Source organism: Paenibacillus sp. NN59, assembly GCF_057597225.1.
Genome location: NZ_CP199678.1, coordinates 3,162,118 through 3,187,262 on the forward strand (window position 1 = coordinate 3,162,118; position 25,145 = coordinate 3,187,262).

At 45.1% G+C, this 25,145-nt stretch carries 22 protein-coding genes; 18 read left to right on the top strand and 4 right to left on the bottom strand.

The window, feature by feature from the left end; genetic code table 11:
* Positions 1 to 776: 776 nt before the first annotated feature.
* Both ACT89M_RS14045 and nspC read left to right on the top strand, forming a co-directional pair.
* Positions 777 to 2,021: a saccharopine dehydrogenase family protein gene (locus ACT89M_RS14045; RefSeq protein ID WP_154889177.1), complete on the top strand. Its 1,245-nt coding sequence runs from the start codon at positions 777 to 779 to the stop codon at positions 2,019 to 2,021.
* Position 2,022: 1 nt separating this feature from the next.
* Positions 2,023 to 3,150, top strand: coding sequence for a carboxynorspermidine decarboxylase (gene nspC / locus ACT89M_RS14050; RefSeq protein ID WP_154889175.1), 1,128 nt, complete (start codon positions 2,023 to 2,025; stop codon positions 3,148 to 3,150).
* A 132-nt stretch (positions 3,151 to 3,282) separates the two neighbouring features.
* Here the strand turns inward: nspC and ACT89M_RS14055 are convergent, their stop codons facing one another.
* Entirely contained in the window at positions 3,283 to 4,065 is a 783-nt protein-coding gene (locus tag ACT89M_RS14055) for an SDR family NAD(P)-dependent oxidoreductase (protein ID WP_154984070.1), read from the bottom strand.
* Positions 4,066 to 4,179: 114 nt separating this feature from the next.
* Between ACT89M_RS14055 and ACT89M_RS14060 the strand changes: the two genes are divergently transcribed.
* Both ACT89M_RS14060 and ACT89M_RS14065 read left to right on the top strand, forming a co-directional pair.
* Positions 4,180 to 4,536, top strand: a complete 357-nt coding sequence (locus tag ACT89M_RS14060) for a MerR family transcriptional regulator (RefSeq protein ID WP_308721833.1) — start codon at positions 4,180 to 4,182, stop codon at positions 4,534 to 4,536.
* 143 nt (positions 4,537 to 4,679) lie between these two features.
* Positions 4,680 to 5,552: a YitT family protein gene (locus ACT89M_RS14065; RefSeq protein WP_154889169.1), complete on the top strand. Its 873-nt coding sequence runs from the start codon at positions 4,680 to 4,682 to the stop codon at positions 5,550 to 5,552.
* An 85-nt stretch (positions 5,553 to 5,637) separates the two neighbouring features.
* On the opposite strand, the gene ACT89M_RS14070 is transcribed toward ACT89M_RS14065, so the two are convergent.
* Positions 5,638 to 6,309 (bottom strand): cyclase family protein, encoded by a 672-nt coding sequence (locus ACT89M_RS14070; RefSeq protein ID WP_253494687.1) that lies wholly within the window; start codon positions 6,307 to 6,309, stop codon positions 5,638 to 5,640.
* 181 nt (positions 6,310 to 6,490) lie between these two features.
* Here ACT89M_RS14070 and ACT89M_RS14075 point away from each other — a divergent pair, with 181 nt between their 5' ends.
* Together ACT89M_RS14075 and ACT89M_RS14080 are read left to right on the top strand one after the other, a co-directional pair.
* Complete coding sequence (locus tag ACT89M_RS14075) at positions 6,491 to 6,688, top strand: hypothetical protein (RefSeq protein WP_145330658.1); 198 nt, start codon at positions 6,491 to 6,493, stop codon at positions 6,686 to 6,688.
* Positions 6,689 to 6,909: 221 nt separating this feature from the next.
* A complete protein-coding gene (locus ACT89M_RS14080) occupies positions 6,910 to 8,043 on the top strand; it encodes a serine hydrolase domain-containing protein (protein WP_154889165.1) in 1,134 nt (377 codons plus the stop codon).
* Positions 8,044 to 8,278: 235 nt separating this feature from the next.
* On the opposite strand, the gene ACT89M_RS14085 is transcribed toward ACT89M_RS14080, so the two are convergent.
* Positions 8,279 to 9,313, bottom strand: coding sequence for a DMT family transporter (locus ACT89M_RS14085; RefSeq protein WP_261769270.1), 1,035 nt, complete (start codon positions 9,311 to 9,313; stop codon positions 8,279 to 8,281).
* Between the two features lie 267 nt (positions 9,314 to 9,580).
* On the opposite strand from ACT89M_RS14085, the gene ACT89M_RS14090 reads away from it, so the two are divergent.
* The 9 genes from ACT89M_RS14090 (at position 9,581) to ACT89M_RS14130 (ending at position 18,745) form a co-directional block, all read left to right on the top strand.
* Positions 9,581 to 10,570: a LacI family DNA-binding transcriptional regulator gene (locus ACT89M_RS14090; protein ID WP_308721832.1), complete on the top strand. Its 990-nt coding sequence runs from the start codon at positions 9,581 to 9,583 to the stop codon at positions 10,568 to 10,570.
* Positions 10,563 to 11,441, top strand: coding sequence for a ribokinase (gene rbsK, locus ACT89M_RS14095; RefSeq protein WP_154984067.1), 879 nt, complete (start codon positions 10,563 to 10,565; stop codon positions 11,439 to 11,441). The genes ACT89M_RS14090 and rbsK overlap by 8 nt, the downstream gene beginning before the upstream one ends.
* Positions 11,441 to 11,842 (top strand): D-ribose pyranase, encoded by a 402-nt coding sequence (gene rbsD, locus ACT89M_RS14100; RefSeq protein ID WP_308721831.1) that lies wholly within the window; start codon positions 11,441 to 11,443, stop codon positions 11,840 to 11,842. The genes rbsK and rbsD overlap by 1 nt, the downstream gene beginning before the upstream one ends.
* 14 nt (positions 11,843 to 11,856) lie before the next feature.
* On the top strand, positions 11,857 to 13,338 hold the full coding sequence (locus tag ACT89M_RS14105) for an ATP-binding cassette domain-containing protein (RefSeq protein ID WP_154889157.1): 1,482 nt from the start codon (positions 11,857 to 11,859) through the stop codon (positions 13,336 to 13,338).
* Between the two features lies 1 nt (position 13,339).
* Positions 13,340 to 14,311, top strand: a complete 972-nt coding sequence (locus ACT89M_RS14110) for an ABC transporter permease subunit (protein ID WP_090915883.1) — start codon at positions 13,340 to 13,342, stop codon at positions 14,309 to 14,311.
* A 15-nt stretch (positions 14,312 to 14,326) separates the two neighbouring features.
* The gene (rbsB, locus tag ACT89M_RS14115) at positions 14,327 to 15,259 is read left to right on the top strand and encodes a ribose ABC transporter substrate-binding protein RbsB (RefSeq protein ID WP_145330672.1); all 933 of its coding nucleotides are present in this window, start codon (positions 14,327 to 14,329) and stop codon (positions 15,257 to 15,259) included.
* 230 nt (positions 15,260 to 15,489) lie between these two features.
* A complete protein-coding gene (locus ACT89M_RS14120) occupies positions 15,490 to 16,233 on the top strand; it encodes a YggS family pyridoxal phosphate-dependent enzyme (protein WP_090915889.1) in 744 nt (247 codons plus the stop codon).
* 20 nt (positions 16,234 to 16,253) lie between these two features.
* Complete coding sequence (locus tag ACT89M_RS14125) at positions 16,254 to 17,459, top strand: benzoate/H(+) symporter BenE family transporter (protein ID WP_154889152.1); 1,206 nt, start codon at positions 16,254 to 16,256, stop codon at positions 17,457 to 17,459.
* 26 nt (positions 17,460 to 17,485) lie between these two features.
* Positions 17,486 to 18,745, top strand: a complete 1,260-nt coding sequence (locus ACT89M_RS14130; protein WP_308721829.1) for a serine hydroxymethyltransferase — start codon at positions 17,486 to 17,488, stop codon at positions 18,743 to 18,745.
* A gap of 71 nt (positions 18,746 to 18,816) precedes the next feature.
* Here the strand turns inward: ACT89M_RS14130 and pdxR are convergent, their stop codons facing one another.
* Positions 18,817 to 20,244, bottom strand: coding sequence for a MocR-like pyridoxine biosynthesis transcription factor PdxR (gene pdxR / locus ACT89M_RS14135; protein WP_308722015.1), 1,428 nt, complete (start codon positions 20,242 to 20,244; stop codon positions 18,817 to 18,819).
* A 246-nt stretch (positions 20,245 to 20,490) separates the two neighbouring features.
* On the opposite strand from pdxR, the gene ACT89M_RS14140 reads away from it, so the two are divergent.
* From ACT89M_RS14140 to ACT89M_RS14150, 3 genes are all read left to right on the top strand, one after another.
* Positions 20,491 to 22,572, top strand: a complete 2,082-nt coding sequence (locus tag ACT89M_RS14140; RefSeq protein ID WP_308721828.1) for a serine hydrolase domain-containing protein — start codon at positions 20,491 to 20,493, stop codon at positions 22,570 to 22,572.
* 303 nt (positions 22,573 to 22,875) lie between these two features.
* Entirely contained in the window at positions 22,876 to 24,324 is a 1,449-nt protein-coding gene (locus tag ACT89M_RS14145; protein WP_154889146.1) for an amino acid ABC transporter substrate-binding protein/permease, read from the top strand.
* Positions 24,317 to 25,045 (top strand): amino acid ABC transporter ATP-binding protein, encoded by a 729-nt coding sequence (locus tag ACT89M_RS14150; RefSeq protein WP_154889143.1) that lies wholly within the window; start codon positions 24,317 to 24,319, stop codon positions 25,043 to 25,045. The genes ACT89M_RS14145 and ACT89M_RS14150 overlap by 8 nt, the downstream gene beginning before the upstream one ends.
* Positions 25,046 to 25,145 lie beyond the last annotated feature (100 nt).

A 25,145-nucleotide genomic window follows, 5' to 3' on the forward strand; every position in this document is an offset into this window, starting at 1 on the left:
TAAATCAATACAGAAGGATAGAGGCTGAAGTTAAAATATAACAGTCATGACTTTATCTATAATTACGTGAGAAGTGGACTTGAATAAAAGAGGGGGCATATTTATGCAGAAACATTGATCTCTAGTGGGAAACGCTGAAGATGACTTTAGAGGTTATGACGACCTGTTGATTCCTGATCTAATAAAAATAAAAAATAAATTTTAAAATATCCCTTGATTTTTCGGGAAACGTCTGATAGTGTAATACCTGTGATTTTGGAAAGTTGATTTATCAATATGAATTAGAGCTTTCCAGCAGATAATTTTTGACCACTTCTACCAAGGAGTTAAGGCCATACGGACAGCCGGGTCAAATGCCGATTGGCAACTTCTGTTGCCTTATTGATTGAGTTCAAAGCTCAAATTTTATAAGTTGGTTACTTTACAACCAGTGCATCTGCACATCAACTTGTGAAACGGTCAATAAGAGTGGTAAAGGCGAATTATTTGCTATATAGACTCTGATCCAATATTGATATACATGAAGAAGCTTTCCGCTGAAGGGGTTCTTATGGACTTTTTTGGTCAAGGAGTCTTCACGTCTTTTTTATGATGTATATCGACAAGCAAGTGTGATGGTGTGCGCAAAAGTGCGACATTTTTCACCTTGCTTTTTTTATTGTATCAGGAGCGGGTGGACGTTGCATAATGAAACAATACAACTGCGAACGTCTTGGAATTTTACGAAAAAAACAAAAACTAAAAAATCCTAATTATGGGGATAGGAGAATGAGAAAATGGGAAAAGCACTAATCATCGGCGCCGGCGGCGTAGCTTCTGTAGCAGTACACAAATGCGTTCAAAACAGCGAGGTTTTTGAAGAAATCTGTATCGCAAGCCGTACCAAATCCAAATGTGATGAACTGAAAGCAAAATTGGATGGCGGCAAAACAAAAATTACAACAGCTCAAGTGGACGCGGACAATGTAGAAGAGCTGATTGCATTGATCAACGAGTTCCAACCGGATATCGTAATGAACTTGGCATTGCCATACCAGGATCTGACGATCATGGATGCTTGCCTGGCTACGAAAACAAACTACATGGATACAGCAAACTATGAGCCGGAAGATACGGCGAAATTCGAATATAGCTGGCAATGGGATTACAAAGAGCGTTTCGAAAAAGCGGGCATCACTGCATTGCTGGGTAGCGGATTTGACCCTGGCGTAACGGGCGTATTCTCCGCATACGCATTGAAACACTATTTTGACGAGATCGAATATATCGATATCCTCGACTGCAATGGCGGCGACCATGGTTACCCATTTGCTACGAACTTCAACCCTGAGATCAACATTCGTGAAGTTTCTGCGAACGGCAGATACTGGGAGAATGGTGAATGGATCGAAACTAAACCGATGGAAATCAAACGTGTGTACGACTTCAAAGAAGTTGGCGAAAAAGATATGTACCTGTTGTACCATGAAGAGCTGGAGTCTCTGGCGAAAAACATGCCTGGCTTGAAACGTATCCGTTTCTTCATGACATTTGGCCAAAGCTATCTGACTCACCTGAAAGCTCTGGAAAACGTAGGCATGACTTCCATCGAGCCGATCGAGTTCGAAGGAAAACAAATCATTCCTTTGCAATTCCTGAAAGCTGTTCTGCCTGATCCGGCGTCCCTCGGACCTCGTACAGTAGGTAAAACGAACATCGGTTGTATCTTCAAAGGTAAAAAAGACGGTCAAGACAAAACATATTATGTGTACAACATCTGTGATCACCAAGAGTGCTATAAGGAAGTTGGTTCCCAAGCGATCTCTTACACAACTGGTGTACCGGCAATGATCGGTGCGGCTATGGTGATGACAGGAAAATGGAACAAACCAGGCGTATACAACGTGGAAGAGTTCAACCCGGATCCATTCATGGAAGAACTGAACAAATGGGGACTTCCTTGGGTAGAAGACTTCAATCCGGTTCTCGTGGATGAGCTGCCAGAAGAGTCCAAAGCAAAAGAATCGGAGCTTGTTCGCTAACATGCGGTTCGAGCAATTACCGACACCCTGTTTTGTTGTTGACGAAGGTCTGATTGAGAAAAACTTGAAAATCCTGAACGGTGTAATGCAGCGTACAGGAGCGAAAATCGTGCTTGCGCAGAAGGCGTTCTCCATGACGGCGATGTATCCGCTTATTGGAGAATACTTGAGCGGTGCGACTGCGAGCGGTTTGTATGAAGCGCGTCTTGGTCACGAAGAGATGGGCAAAGAGAATCATGTCTTTGCTCCGGCTTTTCGTGAGGAAGAGATGGATGAGATTGTTTCGATCTGTGATCACATCATTTTTAATTCCTTTTCACAACTGGCAAAATTCAAGGATAAAGCACTTCAAGCGGGCTGTAAGGTTGGTTTGCGTGTGAATCCGGAATGCTCCACTCAGGAAGGACACGAGATCTATGATCCGTGTGCTCCAGGTTCACGCTTCGGCGCGAAGCAGGAGGATTTCCGTGCAGAGTTGCTTGAAGGGGTATCTGGACTGCACTTCCACACGCTGTGCCAGCAAAACTCGGACGACTTGGAAACAACGTTGAATGCATTTGTTGAGAAGTTCGGACAATGGTTGCCGCAGATGGAATGGATTAACTTCGGCGGAGGACACCATATTACCCGTGAAGATTACGACATTCCAAGACTCGAAGCTTGCATTAAACGGATGCAAAATGATTATGGTCTGGAAGTGTACCTGGAGCCGGGAGAAGCGGTTGCACTTAATGCAGGTTATCTGGTGACTTCCGTACTGGACTTCCACAAGAATGGCATGGATATTGCCATTTTGGATACTTCAGCAACTTGTCATATGCCAGATGTTCTGGAGATGCCGTATCGTCCGCCATTGATTGGATCGGGTGAAGTGGGCGAGAAAGCTCACCTGTATCGTCTAGGTGGTCAAACATGTCTGTCTGGTGACGTGATTGGCGACTATTCATTCGATGAGCCTTTGAAAGAAGGCGACCGTCTCGTATTTGAAGACATGGCGATCTACTCCATGGTTAAAACCAATACGTTTAACGGCATGCCGCTTCCTGCCATTGCGGTTAAACGCAAAGATGGAGATTGCGAAGTTGTACGTGAATTCGGATATCAGGATTTTAAAATGCGATTGGCATAATACTTTATTATATATCGGAGCAATATAGAGATATTACAATAGAGAGCAATAATAGTGCAGTACAAGTAAAAAGGCTGTCCAAGGTCACAGGCTTCGTGTGACCAGAGGACAGCCTTTTTTTGGCTACTTCTATTATTCGTTAGAATCGACAGGTTTGCTTGCAGCTCTTGCGGCATAGGGGAAGATTGGGTCTTTCAGTTCGAATTCATACGTTAGACCATTCACAATACCTACAACATGTTTGCTGTCATAGAGATCGAGTAAAAATCCAGCCATTTGCTCGGCTGTATGGAACTTGGGCACACGGCCTTCATACTGGAACTGATCCAGATCAAAGGCACGTTCAGCAAACTCAGTTTCTGTGGCCGCAGGTGCCAGCACTTTGGCTTGCATTGGAGCGCCTTTGCTTTGGAGTTCTTGTGCTAGCCCTTCGGTAAAGGCACTGACATAAAACTTCGTGGCACAATAGGTCACCGCATCTGGAACGATAGTGTAGCCGCCCCCTGAAGAGATGTTGATGATCCGCGTGCCCGGAGTATTGGCATAATCCCGAACATACAGAGTGGAGAGAATCGTCAGTGCTTCAATATTCAGATGAAGCATTTGCTCAATTTTAGGCAAATTTTGCTCACCGACCGAAGCAAAGTTGCCAAAGCCTGCGTTGTTGATCCATGTTTCAATGGAGTAACCTTTCAAGCTTTCATAGAAAGCATGTACATCTGCGGCAATGGACAAATCCACTGTACGAACAACAACATCGAGTTCCGAGTTGAGTTCGGCGATTTTATTTTTTAACATATCCAAAGCTTCGGTTCTGCGGGCTGCTAAAATGAGATGTTTGCCTCTGGCTGCAAAAGCCAAAGCGGCTTCATATCCAATGCCTGAGCTGGCACCGGTAATAACGGTATATTTCATGTGAATTCCTCCTGGGATCAATGCTAAGCATTATTGTGGGATGACCACGAATTGATTATACTGATTAGAGTTTACTCTAAGTCAAGCACTCAAGTGGAGGAGGTGAAAACAACCATGCATACCATTGGAGAAGTGGCTGAACTGCTGGGCATCAGTGCACATACACTACGTTATTACGAGAAGGAACAGATCATAATACCTTTACGGGATTCCAGTGGGGACAGGCGCTATAATGAGTCGCATCTTAAATGGCTGCAGTTTGTCATCAAGCTGAAAGAAACACAAATGCCGATTGCGATAATCAAACAGTATGCTTCTTTATTTCAAGAAGGTGAGCATACGACTCCAGGACGTTTGAAGTTGCTCGAGAACCATAAAAAAGCCGTTGAAGATCAGATGAATACCCTTCATGCGGCGAATGAAATGCTTGAACTTAAAATCACGGCATATCGATCCTTTATCGGGAAATAATGTAACGTAGAAAGAATGCGATCGGAAGACTGAACTAACTTTTGGATTGCCCTTCTATTGCCAAATGTGTGATTTTTGTTATAGACTATTTTTTATGTTTGTTAAAATTTATCGTGTTTATCGTTTATCAAGGGGGAAATGGAATGAATCAACACAAACCACACAAGTCGAACCAGCTCAAAATCCTTTCCAAAGCGCTACTCATCATTATCGGGGGATTCATCACGGCCTATGGTCTGGAGGCCATATTGATTCCAAACCAGGTATCCGATGGTGGCGTAACCGGTCTCAGTATCGTCGGCTCGAATTTGTTCGGCTTGCCACTCGGATTACTAATTGGATTGCTAAACATTCCGTTTGTCTGGCTCGGTTACAAGCAAATTGGTAAAAGCTTTGCACTTTACTCCGTCATTGGTATTGCGTCACTGGCGATTAGTGCCAGTCTGATGCATCATGTGCCCACGATTATTAAAGGGGACACGTTGCTGGTAACGGTTGTGGGTGGTATCATTATCGGTTTTGGTATGGGTCTTGCACTACGTAACGGCGGAGCACTTGATGGGATTGATATGCTTGCCGTATTGTTATCTCGTAAGCTTCCCTTCGGAACGAGTGACCTGATTCTATTCCTGAACATGTTTGTATTTATCGTTGTTTCGACCGTATTTGGTCTGCAAGGTGCGATTTTGTCAGGACTCGCTTATTTCATTGCCTCTAAAGTGATACATATTGTCGAAGAAGGTTTGAGCGGTTCGAAGACATTCAAAATTATTACGACACAACCGGAAGTCATGGTGGAGACTATTCGTGATCGACTCGGACGCGGAGCAACGTACACCGAGGCATATGGTGGATACTCCAACGAGCAGTTCAAGGAAATCACTTGTGTCATCAACCGGATGGAAGAGAGTAAAATCAAAGAAATCATTAACGAGATTGACCCTACAGCCTTTGTTGTTGTCTACGATGTAGCCGAAGTGAAGGGCGGCAATTTCAAGAAGAAAGACATTCACTAAGAACAAGCGTTGATAAGAGCAGCCCTCTTGTCGGCGCTTTTTCTTATCTTTTTTTCACAAAACCATAATCATTCGCTAGCCAGCGTTAATCTTCCGTAAAAACAGTAGCAAAGCTGCTGTCGACGCCTTCAATGTACAGAGGGATCGCGTAGACCCTGGAGATATGGGAAAGATCCTGATTCAGATTCAGATCTTCAATGACGAGAATGTACTTACCGTCGACCCGACCTTTACCCAGAATAATCTGGTGAAAAGCAACGGCTTCGTCTGGATGATTCGCTGCACCAGCGGATATCATATCAATACCAATAGCACGCAAGGAGTTGAAAATCATCAGGTACTGTGCTGCCGAGGCGGATAAACCCGGGTTATGATTGGCGTATCTGTCAGGATCAGATGAGCGAATTCTGCCAAATCCCGTGCGAATCAGCAGCAGGTCAGCTCCAGCGATCTGATGCTCATAAGGCTGCAGATCAGCTTTGGTGATCAACTCATCATCACTTTTGGGAATATCAATCACCACGGGGTGTGTAAAAATAAAATCATCTATCGGAATCTCACTGATCTTTTTGCCTTGAGGATTAAAATGCCACGGCGCATCAATATGTGTACCATTATGATTAAGGCTTGAGACAATAAACTGGTTGTAGGCATCACCTTGAGCGATACTGGATTGTTGCTGTATCACGACGGGAGGATTACCTTTGTACACCGGGGTGTTCACACCCAGCGGATAAGATAAGAGAAGTCGAGCCATAATTAGACCTATCTCCTTTCCTTTGTGTTAACTTGGATTACTTACATTTACTTGCATAAGTGGGGCTTCTGTATGGAAAGCTTTTGTATATAAGTCGAACTGGATTGGTGTGCAAATTCTTTTTAGTTCGATTTATATAGTGAGAAGACGTACAAGACATTTCAATATGGAGGTTAGTGCGATGACAAAGCAAGACCCGCAGGAACTTTTGAAACAGAAGCACGAACAGGATGAGCACAAAAGACAATTTACCAATTTCTCCCGCAACGTATCCGGTCATGGTGAGATGGAGGCAGGGCAGGAATTTAGTCAGGATCACGTAACGGATGACCAGAATCGTATGAAATCGGTTGAGAATAGACGATCTTATCCAAATTAGCGTGCGAATATGATTTTAAGGTTATTAGCTGGTCCAGTTATGGATCGGCTTTTTGCCATTCGAATTGCAATATCTGGCCTGACGAAATTAACATTTAATCAAACTAGTCAACAGGTTCAAAAGGTCGTATAGTAGTATATGTCGTAGGGAAGAGAAGTATATTTCGCTAAGTGCTCTTCGTGGCACAAACAACACAATTTTACATATAAGGATGGGGAAATATGGACTTTAAACCGGTTGCTTCATTAATTGATCGTTTAACCTCATGGAGAGTTCCATGGGCAGAAGTGCTTATTATGCATCAAAACGAAACCGTTTTCCAGTATCGCAATGGATTTGAGAATCTGGAGGAGAAGACTCCAATTCGGGATAACGCCATCTTTAATTTGTACTCCATGACCAAGATTATGACCTGTGTTGCTGCACTGCAACTGGTTGAGAAAGGGGATATCCTTTTACTTGACCCGCTTTCTCAGTACTTACCTGAATTTGAGGAAATGCAGGTGAAAAAGGCACTTCCGAATGGCGAGGTGTACTATGAGAAAGCGACAAGACCAATAACGGTGCGTGATCTATTTACGATGACTGCTGGTTTTTCATATGATATCCATTCGCCAAGTATCAAGGAAGCCGTAGAACGCACGAATGGAACACTGCCAACGCGAGAGTTTGCGAGAGCTTTGGCGAAAGAACCACTCATGTTTGAGCCGGGTACCCACTGGAATTATAGCATGTGTCATGATGTGCTTGGTGCGCTGGTCGAAGTCGTAAGTGGCAAACGATTCGGCACGTATTTGCAAGATGAGATCATTAAACCACTTGGTATGCATGATACCACCTTTGACCTGAATGAAGCTCAACAATCTCGCTTGATTCCGCAATATCTTTTTGATGAAGAGCAAGATAAAGCGGTACGAATGGACGGCAACGGTTTCCGTGTAGGTACAGAACTGGATAGTGGCGGTGCCGGATTGTTATCTACCGTGAACGATTACGCCAAGTTCCTGAATGCACTGACCGGATTTGGCACAAGTCCTGAAGGCGTGCGGATTTTGTCCCGAGCTTCCGTGGAGCTCATGAGAGCCGATCATCTGAATGACATGACACGACCAGACTTTTCATGGGATCATATGTATGGTTATGGCTATGGTCTCGGCGTTCGTACACATATCTCCACAGCAGGCAGTGGATCACTGAGTCCGATCGGTGAATTTGGATGGGCTGGTGCGGCTGGCTGTATGGCCATTATAGATCCGGATTCCGGGCTGACAGTGATGTATGCACAGCATCTGTTGAACAGCCAGGAGCATTATGTGCAGCGCCGCTTGCGTAATGTAGTGTACTCTTGCCTATAAAAAAGCTGTATGCTCGAAAGCTATTCTGATTAATATTAACTTATTTTGAACCCTGCTAAGGAAAAACAGCAGGGTTTTTGTTTGTTTTAATGTGATAAGGAGTGGGCCACGTACTCCTTATTATTTACATTTACCGTGGGAGAAAGTATGATATTATGGTTTAGGTAATTGGAACTAGAGGGAGATGTTTCCTCTTACATGATCATATTGTGATATTATAAACAAAAGCCGCTGATTAGCGGCTTTTTGTCATTCGAAGTGCGTTTACACGGTTGACCAGATAAATGCCAACAGATACCAATATTAACGCAACAAGATTTTTTAGTTCCCAGATCGTTTCTCCAAGAAACAATGCGGATAACAGGGCACCAAAGATGGGGATTAAGAAATTATAGACCGATACTTTGCCTACTTTGTTGTACTTCAGAAGCAGATTCCACAGGCAAAAGGCCACGGATGACAGCAAAGCCAGATACACCAGATTCAGTGTGGATTCCCATGTAAAATGAGTAACTTGACCTCCGAGTGACAGACCGAGCAGAGTCAGCACCAATCCGCCAACTAGAAGACTAACGCCGGTGATCACCATAACATCAATTGTTCCAGTTAAACGCTTCGCGTAAATGGCTGTTACCGAGAAAACGAGAGCGGCCATAATGATAAATCCTTCTCCTGTGAAAGAGAATGAAAAGGTAAGCAAGTCTGCATGAAAGTTGACGATAATGACTCCAATAAACCCGATTACACAGCCGATGATTTTGTTACGGCTCAGCTTATCATTTTTATAGATAAAATGGGCCAATACAACACTGAAAAACGTCGTTGTTGCATTCATGATGGACCCTTTGACACCGGTGGTGTTGGCTACGCCTACATAAAAAAACATATATTGCAGTCCTGTCTGCAGTACGCCGAGCATGCTCAAACCTGCCCATTCACGTCCGCTAAGCTTGGGCTTGCGTCTGAAACCAACGCGATATAGAAGTAGTAGCAATATACCTGCCAAACTGAATCGATACCCGGCAAAAACGTATTTTGAAGCGATATCTTCGGGTAAAATGTGAAAAGCAACATAGCCGAGTTTGATGGAAGGATAGGCACTTCCCCATAATAAGCAGCATAAGCCTGCAACGAGCATCACAATGAATGGATCGCTTAATTTGCTCCGATGCTCCTGTTCCCCTTGATTTTTGTTTTCTCGTGCTGTACTTTCACTTTGCGTATGTTCTGTTGCCTTTGGACTAATGAGTGTTGAATCTCTCTCGATCACGCTTAATCTTCTCCTCGCTTGTTGTGCACATCTGTATGTAAGAATAAACAATCATGCCTTATAGACCATATCATAAAAACCTGCTTTTGTGTTGGAAGAAAAATGGATTGGAGCAGGCAACCTTGTTATGAAGTGATGAGAGAAATTACAGAGATGATCGCGAGAAAAGTGTGTATGGATTTTATTTCCAACAACAGAGCGCTTGCCAAATGAAAAATAATGTGATAATTTATGTCTGTAACCGGTTACACATAAGGAGAACATTCCATGACAACAATTAAAGACGTAGCAAATCTGGCCGGTGTATCCGTAGCCACGGTATCCAGAGTGATTAATGACAGGGGCTATGTGCACGCAGATACTCGCAAGAAAGTTGAAGAGGCTGTCAAGGCACTTCACTTTTCACCGAATGAAGTGGCACGTTCACTATACACACGCAAGTCGAAACTGATTGGTCTACTGCTTCCAGACATTGCGAATCCTTATTTCCCTCAGCTTGCGCGGGGGGTGGAGGATCGGATGCAAGAGCAGGATTACCGCTTAATATTTGGAAACAGTGATGAGGATGAACGGAAGGAGCAGGATTACATCCAGACGTTTATCCAGAATAACGTAGTGGGTGTGATCTCATCCACCAATCACCCTCACTCTTCGATATATGAAAAGCTGAAGATTCCCGTTGTCTTTCTGGACAGAACTTCACTGGATCGACCTTCGGTCTATGCCGACGGCAGAGAAGGCGGAAGGCTTGCTGCCAAAGAGATCATCAAACGGGGCAGCAAAAGAATTACCGTTATGCAAGGACCATCCCATATTCGGCCGGCTCAAGATCGGTTTGAAGGAGCGATTGAAGTCATCCGGGAAGCAGGACTGGATCATGAGGTCATTCAAACCACCTCTTTTTCATTTAATGAGGCAGGTGTATGGGCGGAGGAACTGTTCAGAAAATTTCCGGACACGGACGGCGTTATTGCCAGTAATGACATCGCCGCAATGGCGGTTTTGCATGAAGCTTATCGGATTGGGAGGAACGTCCCGAATGATGTACAGGTTATTGGGTTTGACGATATTCCAATGAGTGGATTGTTGTCACCGGCATTGTCTACGATCAGGCAGCCAGCATATGAAATGGGCAGAGAAGCAGCAGGATTACTTATTCAGTTAGTAGAGCAAAATAAGATGGAGAATAAAAACATACAGTTGCCCGTGTCTTTCATTGAACGGGGAACAACGAGAAAGGTGAGAAACGATGGCTAACATTTGTGTTATTGGTAGCAGTTCAATGGACTTGGTTGTGACATCCTCCAGAAGACCGGGCGCGGGAGAAACCGTGCTTGGTGAAAGTTTTAAGACAGTACCCGGCGGGAAAGGCGCCAACCAAGCTGTGGCGGCAGCTCGTTTGGGAGCCGAGGTTGTCATGATCGGCCGTGTTGGAGATGATACATTCGGTACAGACATTTTAGAAAACTTTAAAGCAAATCGTGTAAATACAAGCAATATGAAACCGGTTACACATTCAGAGAGTGGTACAGCTCATATCATCTTGGCAGAGGGAGATAATAGCATTGTGGTGGTCGAAGCGGCTAATCGCGAAGTGACACCTGCTTATGTGGATGAAGCTGCTGAAGCGATTCGTAACGCGGATATTGTGCTGATCCAGCAAGAGATTCCAGAAGAAACGGTGATTCATGTCAGCCAATTATGTGCCAAATACAAGACACCCTTACTGCTCAATCCGGCTCCTGCCCGTGCGGTTCCACAAGAGGTGATCGACAATGCATCTTATATTACACCTAATGAGCATGAGGCCGAAATTTTGTTCAAAGGCATGAAGCCTGCGGAAGCGCTACGTCAACATCCAAACAAATTATTCATTACGGAAGGCAGTAAGGGTGTTCGATATTATGACGGTAATGAAGAGGTACTTGTGCCAACCTATAAAGTTGAAGCTGTAGATACAACCGGAGCTGGCGATACATTTAATGCAGCATTTGCAGTCGCTCTGGCTGAGGGTAAGTCGATTCAGGACAGTGTGCGTTTTGCCAATCGGGCGGCATCGTTATCCGTAACCAAGTTTGGTGCACAGGGCGGTATGCCAACCAGGGACGAAGTAGAGGAGAGCTTGTAATGAAAAGAAACGGCATCTTGAATAGTCACATCTCTAAAATCTTGTCTGATCTGGGTCACACGGATCAAATTGCCATTGCGGATGCGGGCTTGCCCGTTCCGGATGGTGTGCCGAAGATTGATCTGGCACTCAAACTTGGTACACCAAGCTTTCGTGAAGTGCTGGACATCATTGCGGAAGACATGGTCATTGAGAAAGTGATCATCGCTAGTGAAATCCATGAAGGGAATCCGCAGACACTTGCGTACCTGAATGAGAAATTTGATTCACAGATCATAGATGATAGCCTGAACCATGAGCAGTTTAAAGCGTTAACCCGGCAAGTGAAGGCCGTTATTCGTACAGGCGAGGCTACACCGTATGCCAATTGCATTTTACAATCGGGAGTTCATTTCGGTTAAAAGGAGGCAGCACCATGCACATTCAGATGCATAATATCCATAAAGCGTTTGGCACAAATCAAGTGTTAAGCGGTGTGGATTTCGAATTAAAAGAAGGCGAGGTTCATGCCCTGATGGGGGAGAATGGCGCCGGGAAATCAACGCTGATGAACATTTTGATCGGTCTGCACCAACGGGATCAAGGAACCATAGAGATTGATGGCAAAGAGACGTACTTCGGTAGTCCAAAAGAAGCAGAGCAGCTTGGGCTTACGTTTATTCACCAAGAATTGAATGTCTGGCCTGAGATGACGGTACTGGATAACCTGTTTATCGGTAAAGAGATATCGTCCTCCATGGGGTTGCTGAACACAAAACAAATGAAAGCGCTTGCTAGTGAACAATTCGCCAAACTTTCGGTGGACATTCCGCTAGAACGCCCTGCAGGAGAGTGCTCTGTCGGACAGCAGCAGATGATTGAGATAGCTAAAGCGCTTATGACCGAGGCCAAAGTCATTATCATGGACGAGCCTACAGCGGCTTTGACTGAACGTGAAATTCAGAAATTGTTTGAGGTCATTCGTTCTGTGCAAAAAAATGGCGTATCCGTTGTTTACATCTCTCACCGAATGGAGGAAATTTTCACGATCTGTGATCGCATCACCATTATGCGTGACGGGCGAACCGTGGATACCAAAGCCATTCCCGAGACAAACTTTGATGAAGTTGTACGCAAGATGGTAGGTCGTGAGCTGACTGAGCGTTATCCGTCCCGTCATCCGAAATATGGTGAAGTCGTGCTTGAGGTGAGGGAAGCAAATCGGAAGGGATTATTCGAAAATGTCAGCTTTGACGTGAAGGCCGGTGAAGTACTCGGTTTCTCTGGTCTGATGGGATCGGGGCGTACGGAGATCATGAGAGCGATCTTTGGTCTGGATCGATTGGATAGCGGAGAGATTAAGATACGTGGCAAAAAAGTAAATATTCGCAAACCGGCGGATGCGGTGAAGCACGGTATCGGTTTTATAACAGAAGACCGGAAGGATGAAGGGCTGGTGCTCGACTTTTCCATCCGTGAAAATATGGCACTGACGAACCTATTCAGTTTTTCCAGCAAAGGCTTCATCTCGAATGGGAAAGAGCAGGAGTTTGTAGACACACTCATCAAACGGTTGCAGATCAAAACCCAATCCTCGGAAACCGCAGCCCGGAATTTGTCCGGTGGGAACCAGCAGAAGGTTGTCATTGCCAAATGGGTAGGTATCGGTCCAAGCGTGCTCATTCTGGACGAGCCTACACGCGGGGTAGACGTTGGAGCGAAGCGTGAGATCTATCAGCTCATGAACGAACTGACGGATCGCGGGGTAGCTATTATCATGGTTTCATCCGAACTGCCTGAAGTGCTGGGTATGAGCGACCGCATTGCCGTTGTGCATGAAGGTCACATTACCGGCGTTCTACCGAAGGAACAAGCGACACAAGAACACATTATGACTCTAGCTACAGGGGGACAGTAACATGACAACGATGCAGGATACTAAAACAGCCAAAAGCGGGTTCCGCTTGTCTAGCGTAACACAAAAACTCGGCCCACTTCTCGGATTAATCATTCTAATTGTGATTGTTTCCGTGCTCAATCCAAGCTTTTTGGAACCACTTAATATTCTAAATTTGCTACGCCAGGTTTCCATTAATGCTTTAATTGCATTTGGCATGACGTTTGTTATTCTTACTGGCGGGATTGACTTGTCGGTTGGTTCTATACTTGCGCTATCTAGTGCCTTCGTAGCCAATATGATGTTATCCGGTCTTGATCCAATCCTGTCAATCATCATTGGGGTAGCCCTTGGTGGAGTAATGGGTATGGTGAATGGACTGATGATTACCAAGGGTAACATGGCTCCATTTATCGCAACCCTTGCAACGATGACCATTTTTAGAGGTTTGACACTGGTATATACCAATGGTAATCCGATTACAGGTCTGGGCGATAGCCTGCTGTTCCAATTGTTTGGACGCGGATATTTACTTGGTATTCCAGTACCAGCCATTACAATGCTGATTACGTTTGTGATTCTGTGGACGATTTTGCATAAAACGGCCTTCGGCCGCAAAACGTACGCCATCGGCGGTAATGAAAAAGCTTCCATCATCTCGGGGATCAAAGTATCCCGCGTCAAAATTATGATTTACTCCCTTGCGGGTATGCTCGCCGCGCTGGCCGGTGCGATTCTGACATCGCGTCTGAACTCCGCTCAACCTACGGCAGGTACATCTTATGAGCTGGATGCCATCGCTGCAGTTGTGCTGGGCGGAACAAGCCTTTCCGGCGGCCGCGGCCGCATTGTAGGTACATTGATTGGTGTGCTGATCATTGGTGTGCTGAATAACGGTCTGAACCTGCTCGGTGTGAACTCCTTCTACCAAATGGTTGTGAAGGGTGTCGTTATTGCTATCGCTGTCCTGCTGGACCGCAAGAAAACCGCTTAAGGGAGAGAAAACAACATGAAAAAATGGACACTAACGCTTGTTAGCATGATACTGATCGTTGTTCTAGCCGGATGTTCGCTGGAGCCGCCAGGCTGGGCGAAACCAAAGTCAGCCGGAGGTAAGGAACAGAAGAAAATCGGTTTGTCGATCTCGACACTGAACAACCCGTTCTTCGTTTCACTGAAAGATGGTGTCGTGGCCGAAGCACAGAAACAAGGTATTCAGGTTGTTGTCGTAGATGCACAGAACGATTCTGCGAAGCAAACGAATGATGTGGACGATTTGATTCAGCAAGGCGTTGATGCTTTGCTGATTAACCCGGCAGATTCCGCTGCAATCTCTACAGCGGTTCAATCCGCTAATAGTGTGGGCATTCCAGTAATTACGCTTGACCGCTCTGCGGATAAAGGTGAAGTTGCAGCGCTTGTTGCTTCCGATAATGCAAAGGGTGGACGCATGGCTGCTGAATATATCGTGAAACAGCTTGGCGAAGGTGCTAAAGTGATTGAACTTGAAGGTGTACCGGGTGCATCAGCTACCCGTGAGCGTGGCAAAGGTTTCCACGAGATTGCAGACCAGAAGCTGGACGTGGTTGCGAAACAATCCGCTGACTTTGACCGCTCCAAAGGGTTGAATGTCATGGAGAACTTATTGCAAGGTAACCCAGGAGTGCAAGCCGTGTTCGCCCATAATGACGAAATGGCTCTTGGTGCCATTGAAGCAATCCAGAGTTCGGGGAAAGATATCCCCGTGATCGGATTTGATGGTAATGATGATGCCATTAAATCGATTCAGGATGGTAAACTAACAGCAACTGTAGCTCAACAACCTGAGTTGATCGGACAGCTCGCATTGCAAGCCGCACTCGATGTGCTGAGTGGTAAACAAGTGGAGAAATCCATCCCGGCTGAGTTGAAGCTGGTAACGAAAGATAACGTGAATCAATAATCAAATATTTATAAGGTATTGCATGAATCCCGCTCTGGCTGAGAAAGCCGGAGGCGGGATTTTTTATTGTGAGAATTATAGTTGGTTTAACTGGAATCAAGCTCATACGTGACTCCAATTGCATATTACAGAGTTTTGGATTGCTCAAAAATTATATCTTTGGATATATGTATTCAATCCATAGATTGTTATACTGTCATTCAAATGGTGAGTAGAAAGGGGCATCCGGCTTGGATTATCCGGTTGAAGAAAATTTAAAAATGGTTAGAAAACAAATGGCACTGGCTTGCAAGGCTTCTGGACGAAATGTTAACGATGTGCAGCTGCTTTTAGCCACGAAAACGGTACCGCTGGAGAAGTTACAGATTGCCGTGCAGGCAGGTGAACATCTGTTTGGAGAAAACAAGGTGCAGGAACTGCGAGATAAATATCCTCTTATGGAGCAGTCCAAAGCGTTGGAATGGCATTTTATCGGCCATCTGCAGACGAATAAAGTAAAGGAGGTAGTCAAGTATGTGACAATGATCCATTCGGTGGATCGTCTGAAGCTCGGGCAGGTCTTGCATGACCAGCTTGTCAAAGAACAGCGGACAATGGACATTCTTGTACAAATTAATACGTCCTATGAAGAAAGTAAATTCGGTGCTTCTCCAGAGGATGCAGTGGAACTCGTTGAACAATTGTCTCAATTTGAAACGCTTCATGTAAAAGGATTAATGACGATAGGGAAGCTGCATGCATCAGCTGATGAGACACGCCAATGTTTTCGCTTGTTGAAACAGCTCAGCATGCAGATCAGAGAGAGAAACATCCCACGCGTCGAGATGGAAATGTTATCGATGGGCATGTCCGGTGATTTCAGTATGGCGATTGAAGAGGGAGCGACCATCGTTCGTGTGGGAACCAATGTGTTTGGCCCACGTTATCTGCCCGATGAATATTACTGGAACGAACATAAAAAGATAGAAGATTAGTTGAGGGGCAGGGGTTTACATTGAAAACAGCATCTAATAAGATTCGCGGGCGCGATCTAATATCACCAGTGACCGCTGCATTAATTTCTGTAATTGTCAATTACGGAGGGACGTTCATTCTTGTGTTTCAAGCGGCCAAAGCAGCTGGATTGAGCCCGGAAATGACCGCATCCTGGATATGGTCCATTTCGATTGGCGTCGGGATCACGGGGATATGGCTTAGTTACCGCTACAAAGAACCTATCATTACTGCGTGGTCTACTCCAGCTGCAGCTTTCCTTGTCTCCATGCTGGCTGTAACTCCTTATTCAGAAGCCGTAGGTGCTTATATGATATCAGCCGTGGGTTTTATCATTTTGGGCATGTCTGGTTTGTTCGAACGGTTCGTGCGATTGATCCCGCCAGGGATCGCTTCGGGTTTACTTGCAGGCATTTTACTCCAGTTTGGTATCTCCGCGTTTGAAGGAGCCAAGGTCGAACCTTTACTGGTTATTCTGTTGTTCACCGCCTATATCGTATTAAAACGGTTTACATCTCGCTATGCCATCGTTGGTATATTGGTTCTCGGTCTGATCTACCTGGTGATTATGGGAAAAACGGATTTCAGTTCCATTCAGCTCGCAGTCGCTTTACCTGTATTCACTGCGCCTGAATTCTCAATTCAAGCGTTGCTCGGTGTGGCCCTGCCGTTATTTATTATTACGCTGACGGGGCAGTACATGCCAGGTATGCTGGTCCTCCGCAATGACGGTTTTCGAACGAGTGCCAATCCTATATTAACTATAACCGGACTGGGTTCACTAATTGCTGCACCATTTGGCTCACATGCATTTAACGTGGCAGCCATTACCGCAGCCATATGCACAGGGAAAGATGCGCATGAAGATGCGTCCAAGCGTTATATTGCAGGCATTGCCTGCGGAGTCTTCTACATAACTGTCGGAATTTTTGGCGTAACCTTAGCCGCATTATTTTTAATTCTACCCGCAGCTTTTATCGCCACATTAGCAGGGCTAGCTTTACTTGGAACGATCGGCGGCAGCCTGGCTAACGCTCTGGCGGACCCGAACGGACGGGAGACGGCATTAATAACATTTTTAGCGACAGCGGCTAATGTAACTTTGTTTGGCATCGGCGGTGCATTTTGGGGACTTGTAGCAGGAGTTATGGCGCATCTACTAATCCATTATAAATTTGCCAAAAAACCACTTGGAACAAATGGCTAAGAAACCTGGAAGGGATGATGATCAGAATGTTAAAACATATAGAGAGCCAAGATGAAATTTTGGCAGCAGCAACCCGTCACGAGCTTGCAAGGCAGAGGGATACGATAGAACTGATTGCTTCAGAGAATTTTGTGAGCCAAGCCGTAATGGAGGCCACGGCCAGCGTATTAACCAATAAATATGCAGAGGGTTATTCGGGCAGAAGATATTATGGGGGATGCGAGCATGTTGATACCGTAGAGGATATTGCTAATCAGCGCCTGAAACAATTATTTGGTGCTGAACATGCGAATGTGCAGCCTCATTCCGGTTCACAGGCGAATATGGCTGTATATTTTGCCTCAGTCCAGATGGGAGATACGATTCTTGGAATGAATCTTGCTCATGGCGGTCATCTGACACATGGGAATCTTGTTAATTTTTCAGGAAGATTTTATCACTTTGTTCCCTATGGAGTTGATCCACAAACAGGTCTTATTGACTTCGATGAAGTTCGAAAACTGGCTCACAAACATCGTCCACGAATGATCGTTGCAGGCGGGAGTGCATACCCGAGGCGTATTGATTTTGAGATTTTTGCTCAAATTGCTTCCGAAGTGGGAGCATTACTGTTTGTAGATATGGCACACATTGCGGGCATTGTTGCAGCAGGATTACACCCTAACCCCGTACCGCATGCACATATTGTATCAACCACGACACATAAGACGCTGCGAGGTCCGCGTGGAGGTGCTATTTTGTGTAAAGAATCCTGGGCACAGGCCATCGATAAAGCTGTATTTCCAGGAACGCAGGGTGGGCCATTTATGCATATTATTGCTGGAAAAGCAGTCGCTTTTGGGGAAGCAATGCAATCTAATTTCACTGTTTATATGAGCAACGTTCTGAATAATGCTAAAGTAATGGCGGAAACACTAATCAATGAAGGGCTTACTCTAGTTTCTGGAGGGACAGATAATCATCTCATTCTCGTTGATCTGCGCAGCGTTGGCCTTACGGGTAAAGACGCTCAAATTATGCTGGATGAAGCAGGCATCACGGCAAACAAAAATTCGATTCCTCATGATACAGCGAGTCCGTTAGTTACAAGCGGTATTCGGTTTGGAACGCCTGCCATGACAACGAGAGGACTTGGTGCCGGGGAGATGAAAGAAATTGCCGAGCTTATCGCGCTTGCTTTTAAAAATCCAGCGAACACTAAAGTAAAACAGCACATATCAGGTTGTGTGCGCGAGATCACATCACGGTTTCCCCTGTACGAAGCAGGGACATCGTTCACCTCATAAATAGATAGAGCCCGCCTGCAATCTTCTCTAATTGTCCATTAGCATTGCCGGAGGGCTCTATTCAATCGTTATTATAAGGTACGGGCAAATCGGGAGATGCCTTCTTCAATTCGTTCCTCATCCACTTTTGCAAAACCTAATACCCACCCCTTACGATCACTCTCCAGACAGTATCTGCTCAACGGATAAACACAGACACCCTGCTTGCGGGCGGCAGAGGTTATTGCTGCTTCATCACATGACGCATCTGCTTCAAGAAGGATATGTAATCCCGTTTCTACTCCGCTTAATCTAAAACGCGAACTAAGACCGGAAGAATGGATCGCTTTGGTCATGACCTCGTGTCTGCGGCGATAAATGTTACGAACTCTTCTCATGTGGCGCATAAATTGCCCACGTTCAATAAAATGATTCAGCGTCAGCTGCTCCATTATGGGTAAATGGCGATAAGTCAGTTCATGAATCTGGGTAAGCCGCTCAATCGCTGCCTGAGGTCCTATAATTGCGGATAAACGTATACCGGGCGCAATCATTTTGGAGAAACTCATCATATAAAGCGTATTCTGAGGCAGCTGGCTGAACAGGGTAGGAATCGGGTCTCCACGATATCTGAATTCGCTATCGTAATCGTCCTCGATAATCCACATTCCACGTTTTCCGGCCAACTGCATGAATTGCTGTCTTCGTGGCTCAGACATGATGATTCCGGTCGCGCATTGGTGCGAAGGGGTGACAAATACGAGCCTCGATTCTGGGTGGATGCGATCTACACATAGTCCCTGCTCATCTACCGGTACGGCATCAATCTGCATACCGCGGTATTTCATGGTGGTCCAGGCAGCAGGAAAACCGGGGTCCTCCACGGACACTCTGTCTCCTTCAGTCAGAAGTGCCTGAGCAATCAAATCAATGCTGTGCTGAGCACCTGAAGTTAACAAAATCTGATCAGCTTCAATATGAATTCCTCGTTCTAATGACAAGTATCGCTGGATCTGTTCCCGTAGCGGCAGGAAACCTCTGGCATCGCCATACGACCAGATATCGAGGTTGGGTTCAGCAGATACCTGCAAAAATGATTTTCTCCAGGATTGGGTGAACGTCTCATCGATGTAAGGTTCGTGAGGGTTAAAATCAATGTCCACCTGCATGGTATCATGATCTCCAAACCAACTCTGCAGTTTGGCAATGGATTCGTGTACTAAAGGCAATACGGGAGGCACAGGCCCGGACTGCGGCTCCTCTTCTAAAGAGCGGAGTACTTGGATCGAGCTACTGACTCTTGTTCCACCCCGACGTGAAGTTACTGTATAACCCCGGCTGAATAATTCTTCGTAAACGATCTGAATTGTAGATCGTGAAACACCGATTCGCCCGGCTAACTCACGTGACGGAAGTAGCAGCTCACCTGGAGGCCAGTTCCCGGTTGTAATGTTGTGAATAGCCTGGTCAAGCAGCTGTTGCCAGATGGGACGGTCATCTTTTCGGTTTACTTTTAACATCATAACAACTCCGTTGTTGTTGAATTTATGGATTGTATATTAATAGCACATAATGAAAATTTGGGCCTTCCATTGTAGGAAATATTATCATGACAATGGTTCAAGCTGCAATGATGAATCACGATGAATATATTTTTTCCTGTTCATCTCCAGTTCATATTCAGGACGTGGGTAGTTCATTTTCTTTGTTTATACTGCGTTAGGTAACAGCTCATACACGACGACCACAGAGCAGAATAGGAGAAGATGAATTTGATACGAAAAAAAAGAATGTCCATCGTTGCCATGACCTTGGTATTTGCGATGTTAACGCCCACAGCTGCATATGCTACCGAGCTTCCAGGTAAACTAGACTACGGATTGACTCAAAAATCAGTTGCAGCGAAAACGAAAACACTGACCGAAACCTACGGTGTTGCGAGTGTACAGTACGCACTTATCGATGGAGGGGAGATCGTTCTCTCTGGACAGACAGGAATGAATGACCCGGAGAATCGTGTGCCACTCACGTCAAACACCATGTATGGCATAGGATCAACAAGTAAAATGTTTCTCACAACCGCTGTCATGAAGTTGGTGGATGAGGGCAAAGTGAAATTGGATGATCCTGTAGTGGGCTATATTCCTGAATTTAAAATGAAGGACAAGCGTTATGCTCAGATTACAGTACGTATGCTGTTAAATCATTCATCGGGATTGCTTGGCACATCCAGTAACAGCGCGATCCTGTTCGAAGATCCAGATACACACGCACATGATACATTACTGGAACAGCTAGCCTCACAACATTTGAAGGCAGATCCTGGAGCTTACTCGGTTTATAGTAATGACGGGTTTTCATTAGCTGAGATTCTGGTAGAACGAGTTAGCGGGTTGAGCTTTACGGAATTCATGCATCGTCATATCACAGCACCCCTTGGCATGAATCATACCAAGACGCCACAAGATCCGCTCGATGTGAAACACATGGCAACGACGTACTCCGCCAAGAAGGAACGGCAGCCTTTGGAGACAACCAATATGATTGCTTCAGGTGGCATCTATTCCACAGCCGAAGATTTAGTGAAGCTGTCACAAGTATTCACGAACGAGAAGAATGGTGTTCTTTCCGAAGAATCAGCGAAAGCTACCGGACAGGAAGAGTACAAGAGGGGAAAGTGGCCAGAGGACGGTGATTCATCCATTGCGTATGGACTTGGGTGGGATAGTGTAAACTTGTTTCCGTTCAATCAGTATGGGATCAAGGCATGGACTAAAGGCGGAAATACAATTGCTTATCATTCCTCTCTGATTGTATTGCCTGAGTATAATATGGCTGCAGCCGTTACATCTTCGGGAGGTTCAAGTTCAACGAATCAATTGATTGCAACAGAGCTGTTGCTAAGTAGCCTGGAAGAAAAGAAGCTGATTCCGGAGCGTAAACCGGAGAAGTCACATGGAGTACCTGTGAAAGCAGAGATGCCGAAGGAAGAGATGAAACATTCAGGAATCTATGGTGGCGGAGCCAACATGTTGATGAAGCTGGATGTTCAGGAGAATGGGCAACTCACGATGTCGATGTTAGCGACACCAAATAGCCCGAAACAGACGTACACCTATATTGCTGACGGTTCTTTTGTGAATGAGGCAGGTACGGAGAAAGTGAAATTTGTTAAGGAAGATAACGGAAATACGTATCTTTGGACACGTTCGTATCAATCGGCTCCTGGGCTCGGTCAGCTTGCTTCTTCGGAGTATAAGGCTGAAAAGCTTCAAGCCAATCTATTGTCAGACGAAGCCAAAGCTGCGTGGCAAGCGCGTGTGGGTAAAGCGTATGTACTCGTGAATGAGAAACATACCTCGACTCTATATAATACAGCAATGCCGCTGATACCTATTCAGTTGTTAAGTGAGTTACCAGGTTATATTTATACGAATGCTATTACAGATGGGGATCAGGCTGTGAATCAATTGCAGATTCCGGGTGTAGCAGGTCGTGATACGATGGAATTTACCTTTTACAAACAAGACGGTGTGGAGTATGTGTCACAAGGAGGCAATATATATGCCAACCAGGATATCGTGAAACCGATCTATGCAGGTCAGCAATCCAAAACGACGATCCAGTCGAATGGTTATGCCAAATGGTTTTCGATTCCAGCTGCGGCTCGCGGGAAAGAAATGAAAGTGAATTTGCCCTCCGATGGTTCATTTGTTGTGTATGATGCGTCTGGTGTCAGTCTGAATCACAGCGTAGTCAGTGGTCAAACGACCATGGTACTGCCCGAGAGAGGCTACCTTGTCTTTGCTGGTGAAGCTGGATCAGTCTTTGAGATTACGTTAAAATAAAGCATGAACCCATCTTAAGAATTATAGTTTATCGATTGAGAATTAATGCATATCTATAAGATAGCCAAAAAGTCGCATTTTGCGGCTTTTTGGCATTTTAATGTTTCAAATTTAAAATTAAAGTTTCGACAACCTGACCACCAGGGTAAGTATAAGAGGACTTTTACAAGTGGATTGAAGAAATGCCATGGAAACAAAAATGAAGGTGGGTAGAAAGAGCATTGATTGGTCAAGAGCTGAGAATAATAACCTTAGCATGATTCGGGACATACGTATGGCATGACGTCAAGACGAGGAGGACATATGAAGAATAACAGGATTACATTAATTATACTTACCATGGTGCTGCTTCTGGTGTCCGGCTTTACAGGTTGGACGGGAAGTGTGCAGGCACAATCGGATTCGGGCAAAACTTATGTGATCGGTACCGACATTACCTTCGCACCGTTTGAATTTGAGGATATAAACGGAGAACTTGTCGGCATTGACATGGATATCCTTGCAGCGATTGCGAAGGACCAGAATTTCAAATATGAGATCAAAGCCTTAGGTTTTAACGCAGCGGTGCAGGCACTGGAATCCAATCAAGTAGATGGTGTTATTGCAGGTATGAGTATTACGGATGAACGTAAAACCCAATTTGATTTTTCCGATATGTATTTTGAATCAGGCGTTGTTATGGGCATTAAAGCGAACAATGATACAATAAAAAGCTATGAGGATCTGCGTGGTAAAAAGGTTGCAGTAAAAACGGGGACGGAAGGGTATCGTTTTGCTGAAGCGAACGCATCTAAGTATGGGTTTACCATTGTACCTTTTGATGATTCGGCGCTAATGTATGAAGATGTGAAAACGGGAAATTCTGCAGCCTGTTTTGATGATTACCCTGTATTGAAATATGGGGAGAATCAAAAAAACGGACTGAAAGTTGTTACAGAACCAGAAAAAGGTGCCCCTTACGGCTTTGCTGTAAGTAAAGGTAAAAACCAGGAGTTGCTGCAGAAGTTTAATGCAGGCCTTGCAAACATCAAGGAAAGCGGTGAATACAAGCGTATTGTAGATAAGTATATAGGTGACAATGCGGAGACTGTTGCAAGCCTGGGACGGATGGAACTTGTAATCAAGTCTCTTCCATCCTTGCTGAAAGGTTTGGGAAACACACTTTTATATACGATCATGTCTCTATTTTTTGCCTTTATCATCGGCTTAATCTTTGCCTTTATGAAGGTAGGACGCAACAAAATTTTACGTGGGATTGCTACCGTATTCGTGGATGTCTTCCGGGGTATTCCGTTGCTTGTTCTCGCATTTTTCATTTACTTCGGTATCCCTCAGGCATTCGGATTTACGATGCCGCTATTCTTGGCAGCGATTCTGACGTTGAGCTTAAATGCCGGAGCATACGTAACTGAGATTATCCGTGGGGGTATTCAATCGATTGATCGCGGACAGATGGAGGCGGCTCGTTCACTCGGACTTCCGTATCGCAAAGCGATGATGAAAATTGTCATTCCTCAGGCGATCCGTGTGATGATTCCTTCATTTATCAACCAGATGGTTATTACGTTGAAAGATACGTCCATCTTGTCCGTTATCGGGCTGGTTGAGCTTACGCAGTCTGGTAAAATCATTATTGCCAGATCCTTGGCCTCGTTTGACATTTGGTTAACGGTTGCGATAATGTACTTGATCGTTATTATTATACTGACTAAAATTGCCGATTATCTGGAGGTGAGAATCCGTCGTGGGTAAAATTAGAATAGAAGGTCTGAAGAAAAGTTTTGGTTCCAATCAGGTGTTGAAAGGAATAGACGTGACTGTGAACGAAGGAGAGGTTGTATGTGTGATCGGCCCCTCCGGTTCGGGGAAAAGTACATTTCTGCGTTGTGTGAACTGTTTAGAGGATATCACCGCAGGCCGTGTTATTGTCGATGATCGTGACTTAAACAGCAAAGATATCGATATCAATAAAGCCCGTGAGAACATCGGCATGGTATTCCAGCATTTTAATCTGTTTCCACACTTTAGCGTGCTGAAAAATATTATGTTCGCGCCAATGGAACTTGGCAAATTAAATCAAGCACAAGCACGGGAAACAGCGCTTCGCTTGCTTGACCGTGTCGGTCTGGCAGATAAAGCGGATAGCTTTCCAAGCCAGCTCTCGGGTGGACAGAAGCAGCGTGTAGCTATTGCGCGTGCACTCGCGATGAACCCGGATGTGATGCTGTTCGATGAGCCTACGTCGGCGCTTGACCCCGAAATGGTCGGCGAGGTGCTTGGCGTTATGAAAGACCTCGCTAGAGAAGGTATGACGATGATCATTGTTACGCATGAGATGGGCTTTGCCCGCGAAGTTGCGGATCGGGTTATTTTTATGGATGGCGGATATATTGTGGAGGAAGGTAATCCTGAACAGATTTTCGGTAAACCGCAGCACGAACGTACAATCAGTTTTTTGGAAAAGGTGCTCTAATCCAGTTCTATCATGGTTCAACAAAAAGGTCGCGATATGCGGCTTTTTTTGTTTTGTACATTTATTCCATATGGGACTATAATAGGCCTGAAAACAGTGA